Raw genomic sequence first — 6,893 nt, 5'->3', positions numbered from 1 at the left:
ACTAACGATGTCCTGGTGGTTTATACGATTGATAAAGATGAACTAGTCTTAATTGGCATTCGAGTCGGATCGCATGATCGTTTATTTCCTGGTCAAAATCGTGCTAAAAGGTATCGAAAAAATGGCAAATAAGAGAAGTCATTTATACCATATAAAAACAAATAACCCCCAACATCTACATTATAGATATTGGGGGTTATTTTAACAATGATTTTGAGGGGTTATTTGTGCCTTTTTTTAATCGCCCCTATAAAACAGCCCCCGTTATCTAGTGGATAGATAATAGGGGCTGTTTTTTTGTTTAATGGTATTATAGGTACTATATTAGTATGAATATATTGGAGAAATAACATGTATAAAAACATCAAATAAATCGTCAGCGGATTGGGCGCTTTTATAATTGCCCAATGGCTCTATCATACTCTGTCACAATATCCAAACATCAATATTTGGCTGGCTAGACTGCTTCCTATTCTTATCATTTTTATTGTGTTCTTTTCTCTGCAATGGATAATCAACACATTTGAAAAGTAACCTTATAAATTTTAGTTATTATATTGGGCTGAAACCCTTGCTACAAGCGGACTAGCAAAAATGCAAGCTCGACAAAAACATAACTAAATAATCTATTGCTCTTATGATGATATTTTACCAAACGAGAAAAACTAGTCCGGAATATCAGCATAAGAGCAAGTGTGTTAATCAGTCCGTATTAGATAGTTTTCCGTCGACAATTTTGTAGACATTATCAGAAAACTCTCGCAGACGATCATCGTGCGTGACGATGACGACTGCTTTTTCCTCGTCATGCGCAATATTAGCAAAAAGTTGGCCAACTTCTTTGACACGTGCCGTATCTAATGCTGCCGTAGGTTCATCGGCTAGGATGATCGCCGGGTCTGTATACAACGCACGGGCAATTGCAACGCGCTGTTGTTGACCGCCAGACAATTCGCCAGGGTATTTGTTTAATAATTTTTGAATGCCTAGCGTTTCAATAATTTTGTCAAATCCATCTTGACTGAGGTTATTGTTAGGCTTCACCTGGTCAACAAGTTTGAATTGGTCTGCTACGGTTAAATATGGCACGAGATTGTACGCCTGTAAGACGAAACCGATTTGTTCAAGTCGTGTTTTTTCGGCTTCTTTGGTACTCAAATCACTGATGTCGTGACCATTCAAACGAACTGAGCCGTCTGTTGGTGTCTGTAACCCGCCTAAAATGGTTAGCAAGGTACTTTTACCAGATCCTGAAGGACCAATGATAAGCGACACCTCACCAGCTTTAAACGCTAAACTGACGTCTTCTAGTGCCGTAACTAAATTGGTTTTCTGACCAAATTGTTTCGTCACGTGTTCAAGGGCTAGTTTTTCTTCACGCATCTTTTTAACCTCCAATTACTGATACCGGATCAATCTTACTAATCACACGAATCGGAATGATTGCACCCAGTAACCCGGTTACCATCAATCCGGCCGCAATGAGTCCCATCAATCCCCAATCAAATGCCATTGGTACGCTATCTGGAATCCCAAATTCAGTTAATGCCGATAGTACAGCACCAACGACGATACCAGTTGCTATAATAAAGAACGTCTCAAATAACGTATTTTGGGCCAAGAAACGATTTGGAATGCCTTGTGCACGCAAAACTGCCAAGTTAGGCAATTTTTGAACCGTTAGAATGTAGAGGAAGATGGTAATCACAATCAATGAAATGACAATCAGGAAGCCAATCATGAGACCAAACGTCGCTTTTTGCGGTGTATAACCTGGCAATTTATTGATAAAGGCTTGGTATGAATAAGTCTTTAATGCTTTATCATCGACCGATTGTGACGTTTTTGAAGTAACTACGCTACCTTGGAATTGATCTGACACGCCCTTAATGACACGCCATTGCGCTAACGCGCCATAAATAACAGGTGCGGTGTTATACGTGGCATTTTTCGCATAACCCACGATTTTATATTTCGTATCAGATAACCCAATCGAAATTTTATCCCCCATACCGTAAATATCCTTATCAACTGAGTCAGCGAGGACGACTTCGTTAGCTGCCTTTGGCAAGTGCCCCTTGGTTAATTGTAGGTTTTTAGCGATGTACTCGTCGTTATTCATCCCAACGAATTGTGCGGATTCACGTTTTCCGCCAATTTTCATATTAACTGGTGTAATGCCAAGTGTTGCGGTTTTGTCGTCGCTTAACTGATCCACCTGTTTCGTTGTCAGTAATGACTGTCCGGCATTGCCATTAGCGTCTTTGGTCATTACAAAGGACTTAGACTGCCAGCTGTCCACCGCAGCGGTGTTAGCTGTTGCCAGCCCGAGCGCCAGGGCACTTAAAATGAAAATCAAATAACTGATTAAGACGACGACTGTTAGAATCAAGCCGTACCGTAGTTTTTCTTTTTTAATCTCTCTAATTGCTAAAAACATTTGTTCCTCCTGTATTTGTTGCAGTTCAGCAAACTTACTATACACAAGTATACATGCTCTTATGATGAGATTCCGGACTAGTTTTGCTAGTTTGGTAAAATATCATCATAGGAGCATTTTTATTTATGGTTACACGTTATGAAGAGGACTTAAAAAAGTCCATTGTGGAGATGGTTAAAGCGGGACGACGATCCGATGAATTATCCAAGGAATACGGTCCTTCAGCCGATTCAATTCGGAATTGGGTTAAAGGCGCTAAATCAGTTGAGCTAGAAGACGGTACTGAAGTAACGTCCAAAGAATTCAAACAACTTCAAAGGGCCAGATCAGCTATTAACGCTATTTAATTCTGCCTGAGGGTGTGACCGAAGTTTCCTAACCATGGGCTTGATTTTAGCAACGACCAACGGGAGGCGCAGTTAAATGTGAGCGTGGGCTTCGCTCACTCCTTTTTGAGTGAGGGGGGAATTGGGGACCTTGAAGCTTCCAGATCCTGGCGGATCAAATCGAATTGTTGCCGAGAAATATCGCTTTGGTAATGATGACTAAAATGTTGCATATGATCACCAACTTTTTTGACAGTAGTTATCAAATTATTTGGTCAAAATCAAAGATACTAAACAGCTTCTAAAGTTATTGAGTAACGTATCTTGAACCTCCTTGAGAACATTTGAATCTTTGATGGGTAAGACAACTTGTTGCATAAGCTGTTAGTTCCTTTACTTTAAAATTAATTTAGTTGCAGAAAACCTAAAAATCGAATATTATAATGTAGTACGATGGTAAACTTAAAGGAGGCGGATTAGAATGAGTAATACTATTATTAAAAACAAGACAATTTCAACTCGTGTAACACCTGACATTAGTGAACGGGCTAAAGCTAATCTAGCAAAACAAGGGCTAACCGTTTCTGAGTATATACGCTTATCGTTAGTTAAAGCGGCCAATAATGAAGTTCGATTAGTCAGCTTTTTAGATTCTCCGGAAGCCTTAGCCGCTAAAAAAGAAGCAGAAACAGGGCAGGTCAAAAACATTGGTTCATTGACTGACTTTGAAGATTGGATCGATAAGTTAGATGCAAATTAAACAGACCAAATCTTTTGAACGTGAATTAAAAAAACTAGTCAAAAAACATTTCCCAATAACTGTCTTGAAGCCTTGTTTAGAAGCAATTGTTGAACAAGATGTACTTGTTTTGAAACAGATTAAAGATCATGCATTAAAAGGAAATTGGCGTGGCTATCGTGAATTTCACCCTGCCAGATATGGAAACTATGGTAAAAATTATGACAACTGGATTGTTATTTATCAGCTAGATCATGATGAATTGATTTTGTTATTGGTTGCAACTGGCTCCCATGAAATCTTGAATCAATAGCTATAGTTTAGGGGCACTTATAAAAAAATAAATTAAAATAGCCCCCAATATCTACATTATAGATATTGGGGGCTATTCTTTCAATGTTTTTGAGGGGTTATTTGTATATTATAACCCCTTTTTTATGTTTGAAGCTTTGAAACAGAACCGTTCTAGTTATCAAGAAATAGTCTCTGTATTAATTACATTTCAGACTCTATCCAGTCATTGAATTTTTGGTTTATAACATTTGCATGATAACAAATATTTTCATCCTCATCTTTGAATTTAGTAAACCATCCTTCTACTTCTTGACTGGATTTATCAGCATTTCGTTTTTTTAAGCCCTCAATGAAATTGATGTAAGAAGCATTTGAAAAAACTAATCTATCATCAAACTCCTTATCTCCTAAGCTAGATAGATTAGAAGCTCGAGTTACTGCTTCACCAATCCATACTTTACTATTTATATTTGTATGGGAACGGCCTGCTTTAATTATTAACTCTTCTGCTGTTGACATACCAATCCCAGCTTTAAATGCATCTTCTCCACGACCATGGAGCACTTTATTTAACATCTTCAAGTAAGTATTAACACAAATGGTTTTAGTGGCGCAATCTAGAATATCTGATTGATACGGAGTATTGTAAATTGCATAAACACAATCTCCTCGAATACCAATTTCTTTAAAATTTTCTGTCTCTCGTAAGATCTCAATAATCTCTGAAGTAAATGCTCGTATTAACTTTGCTGTCTTCTTTTTATTTTCCAGTCCTTTTTTGGAAAATAATTTTGAAGAATCTCTAACATCAACAAAAATTGCTGTTACCCAACTATAATAACCATTTGTAAAAGTAAATTTTTCATCGATTGGTATTTTACTTTCTGTAATAGTTATCTCATTGTCAAGTATTTCTTCTACTCTTTCTTTTCCTTTTTTATAATCATAAGTCATGATAATACTCTCTCTTTCTTATTTCGATATTAGACAACCTACAAAAAAAAATATCACTAGTCCTATCCCTCCAACCGTTGAACAAATAATACCTCTTTTGGTGCGCTCATATTTCAAATTACAGATTTTTGCATTCATATAGACTTGATTTAATAAATCGTCTACATCATTTGTCAGAGTTTGTTCAAAATATTGTTTTTTGAAAGTCCTTCTACTTTTTTTAGAAATCGTTCCAAAAAAATATAACGAATCAATTTTGGTATTGCCAATTTTCTTTGAAAATAAAAAAGGATTAAGTTCAAGAATAAAGAAGAAAATACTCACAATAATTAGCACTACAGACATGATAAATAAGAAGATACAGATAATTTTTAAACAACCTATATTTCTAGAAAAAACTTCCCACACATCAGTTTCTTTTTGTAATAATTTTTCTGAAGTAAGAATGGTGCCAACTATCCCCATACCTGCTAATAGAATTGAGGTTTTTGTGTCACAAGTGTTAATCCATTCTAATATTCTATCTAGCCTATCAATTAAATCTTCTTTTTGTTCCTGAAGTTGATAAACGTTTTTAACGGAATCATCTATTTTCGCCATAAATTCCACCATTTTCTAGCATTTTTTTGTTCTTGCAAAGTTTCCAATTGCTCCTTAAGAGCTTTCAATTCATCTTTAGGTTGATTGTCTAATTGCTTTGTTTCTGTTTCCTGTGAGGGCATTTTGAGGGCTTTCAAACTATTGTTTTCTATCTTGTATTCTTCTAGCAAATTTTTATCTTGCAAGGCTAGTCGTTGTTGCTGATCTAGAAGATTTTGTGTTTGTTTTTGAACTTCTAATAAACTTTTTATCTGTTCATCTTTTTCTTTTATGGAATCTATCACATCTAAGTAAACATCATAATCAACAAGTCTATTTGTCGATTCACTTGTTGATGACTTGTTATTTTCAAATCCCATCAAAGCCTTTATATTTTTGACATCTTGGGCGTTCAAAACATATCTATTGCCTTCCTTATTTGGCGTTTTGCTTGGCGATAATTTGGCGATGATTTGTTGAATTCTTTGCTTTGAAACGCCCAATTCATCAGCAAGTTCTCTAATTGTTTTAGGCATTATTTCCAAACCCCTTTCGGAGTTCAGCAAGTGCTTCTTTTCGTGCTTGATCTCTTATTTTTTTATCGTGCTCGGCCTGTTTATCAGCCAATGCTTGTTTCTCAGTAGAGCCTAAAGTTAGCCCCTTAACCTTGTCAATGGCGCGCCATTTTTCCTGTTCTGTTAATTCAGCATTATGCTGAATGTTAAAGAGTTTTTGACGTTCATCTTGAAATTGACCTTGTGAGAAGTCGTTAGCGTCTTTCTTTTCAGGCTTCCAAGTAAAAGAATACCCAATCACTGGTTTCCCGCGGCCTTTACCATATTTTTTTCTAACCGTTAGGCCTCTAAAAAGAGGCGTAAGTTCCTCTTTGATGGGTTTTAAAACGGATTGATTTATATTGCTACTTTTATAGCTTTTAGGGACATCTAATAGCTCGTTAAAGTCTGCAACTGAAAAGTAAGCGTACCCAGTAGTTCTAAATTGTTTTAGTAACCGAAACATGGTTTTTGCGTAGCTACTTTTTAAATCTCTGAATTCTGATAAAGCATAACGAACCCAACTTTCCAGCTCATTTAATAATTTTATAGCTTTGGGGTAAATTTTAATATCAACATAAGGATCATCAGCATGGCCGTTTATCTCAAATTCGGTAAACATAACAAAAAATTCACGATGCAGCCCATCTTTACTACGTCTTCCAAAGCGTAAGCCTAAAATTTTTTGATAAGTACTTTCAATATCGTCAATAAATCGGTTATTTGCTGTAGGTTTATATGCACTTAATTCTTTTAATTGATCAAATGAAAACCTTACAGTTTCGTCACCCTTGTCACGCATTCTAGAAACTATTGAGAAGAATAAATTCATTTCAACAGGAGTGAATTTTCGAAGTGGGATTGTATTTAATTCAGGATCATATTTAACAATTTCATTACTCAAATGAAGCACCTCTTTTAATGAATATGGTTTTATGAATATATAATACTACAAAACTCTATCTATAAACAGACAAAACTCTATCTATAAACAGACAAAACTCTAT

Annotated in this window: 8 protein-coding genes and 3 pseudogenes; 4 read left to right on the top strand and 7 right to left on the bottom strand. The window is 35.9% G+C overall.

The window, feature by feature from the left end; all coding sequences use genetic code 11:
• Window positions 1–132, top strand: a pseudogene (locus IV64_RS14545) (type II toxin-antitoxin system YafQ family toxin); the annotation flags it as partial.
• Between the two features lie 570 nt (window positions 133–702).
• Here the strand turns inward: IV64_RS14545 and IV64_RS03670 are convergent.
• Together IV64_RS03670 and IV64_RS03665 are read right to left on the bottom strand one after the other, a co-directional pair.
• A complete protein-coding gene (locus tag IV64_RS03670; protein WP_046811108.1) occupies window positions 703–1,383 on the bottom strand; it encodes an ABC transporter ATP-binding protein in 681 nt (226 codons plus the stop codon).
• 4 nt (window positions 1,384–1,387) lie between these two features.
• Window positions 1,388–2,440, bottom strand: coding sequence for an ABC transporter permease (locus IV64_RS03665; protein WP_057705814.1), 1,053 nt, complete (start codon window positions 2,438–2,440; stop codon window positions 1,388–1,390).
• 125 nt (window positions 2,441–2,565) lie between these two features.
• Between IV64_RS03665 and IV64_RS03660 the strand changes: the two are divergent.
• A pseudogene (locus IV64_RS03660) lies at window positions 2,566–2,760 on the top strand (transposase); the annotation flags it as partial.
• A 303-nt stretch (window positions 2,761–3,063) separates the two neighbouring features.
• Here the strand turns inward: IV64_RS03660 and IV64_RS14880 are convergent.
• Window positions 3,064–3,144, bottom strand: a pseudogene (locus IV64_RS14880) (site-specific integrase); the annotation flags it as partial.
• Between the two features lie 103 nt (window positions 3,145–3,247).
• Between IV64_RS14880 and IV64_RS03655 the strand changes: the two are divergent.
• Window positions 3,248–3,526 carry a plasmid mobilization protein gene (locus IV64_RS03655; protein WP_003625288.1) on the top strand — a complete coding sequence of 93 codons (279 nt, stop codon included), beginning with the start codon at window positions 3,248–3,250 and terminating at the stop codon, window positions 3,524–3,526.
• Window positions 3,516–3,818 carry a type II toxin-antitoxin system YafQ family toxin gene (locus IV64_RS03650; RefSeq protein WP_005917927.1) on the top strand — a complete coding sequence of 101 codons (303 nt, stop codon included), beginning with the start codon at window positions 3,516–3,518 and terminating at the stop codon, window positions 3,816–3,818. Before IV64_RS03655 ends, IV64_RS03650 begins: the two co-directional genes overlap by 11 nt.
• A gap of 182 nt (window positions 3,819–4,000) precedes the next feature.
• On the opposite strand, the gene IV64_RS03645 is transcribed toward IV64_RS03650, so the two are convergent.
• From IV64_RS03645 to IV64_RS03630, 4 genes are read right to left on the bottom strand one after another with little or no spacing between them, the layout of a single operon-like run.
• Window positions 4,001–4,753 carry an adenylate/guanylate cyclase domain-containing protein gene (locus IV64_RS03645; RefSeq protein WP_202813321.1) on the bottom strand — a complete coding sequence of 251 codons (753 nt, stop codon included), beginning with the start codon at window positions 4,751–4,753 and terminating at the stop codon, window positions 4,001–4,003.
• Between the two features lie 18 nt (window positions 4,754–4,771).
• Window positions 4,772–5,353: a Pycsar system effector family protein gene (locus IV64_RS03640; RefSeq protein ID WP_057705812.1), complete on the bottom strand. Its 582-nt coding sequence runs from the start codon at window positions 5,351–5,353 to the stop codon at window positions 4,772–4,774.
• On the bottom strand, window positions 5,341–5,868 hold the full coding sequence (locus IV64_RS03635; RefSeq protein ID WP_057705811.1) for a MarR family transcriptional regulator: 528 nt from the start codon (window positions 5,866–5,868) through the stop codon (window positions 5,341–5,343). The genes IV64_RS03640 and IV64_RS03635 overlap by 13 nt, the downstream gene beginning before the upstream one ends.
• On the bottom strand, window positions 5,861–6,790 hold the full coding sequence (locus tag IV64_RS03630) for a replication initiation protein (RefSeq protein WP_025016516.1): 930 nt from the start codon (window positions 6,788–6,790) through the stop codon (window positions 5,861–5,863). The genes IV64_RS03635 and IV64_RS03630 overlap by 8 nt, the downstream gene beginning before the upstream one ends.
• Between the last annotated feature and the right edge of the window lie 103 nt (window positions 6,791–6,893).

It is taken from the genome of Lactiplantibacillus xiangfangensis (genome assembly GCF_001438845.1).
Lineage (GTDB): Bacteria > Bacillota > Bacilli > Lactobacillales > Lactobacillaceae > Lactiplantibacillus > Lactiplantibacillus xiangfangensis.
Note: the sequence above shows the minus strand (reverse complement) of the source record. Positions and strands in the feature narration are given on the sequence as shown.

Coding starts and splice junctions, on each gene's coding strand:
- IV64_RS03635 (WP_057705811.1), bottom strand. CDS start 5,868: ATGCCTAAAACAATTAGAGAACTTGCTGATGAATTGGGCGTTTCAAAG.
- IV64_RS03645 (WP_202813321.1), bottom strand. CDS start 4,753: ATGACTTATGATTATAAAAAAGGAAAAGAAAGAGTAGAAGAAATACTT.
- IV64_RS03665 (WP_057705814.1), bottom strand. CDS start 2,440: ATGTTTTTAGCAATTAGAGAGATTAAAAAAGAAAAACTACGGTACGGC.
- IV64_RS03640 (WP_057705812.1), bottom strand. CDS start 5,353: ATGGCGAAAATAGATGATTCCGTTAAAAACGTTTATCAACTTCAGGAA.
- IV64_RS03655 (WP_003625288.1), top strand. CDS start 3,248: ATGAGTAATACTATTATTAAAAACAAGACAATTTCAACTCGTGTAACA.
- IV64_RS03670 (WP_046811108.1), bottom strand. CDS start 1,383: ATGCGTGAAGAAAAACTAGCCCTTGAACACGTGACGAAACAATTTGGT.
- IV64_RS03650 (WP_005917927.1), top strand. CDS start 3,516: ATGCAAATTAAACAGACCAAATCTTTTGAACGTGAATTAAAAAAACTA.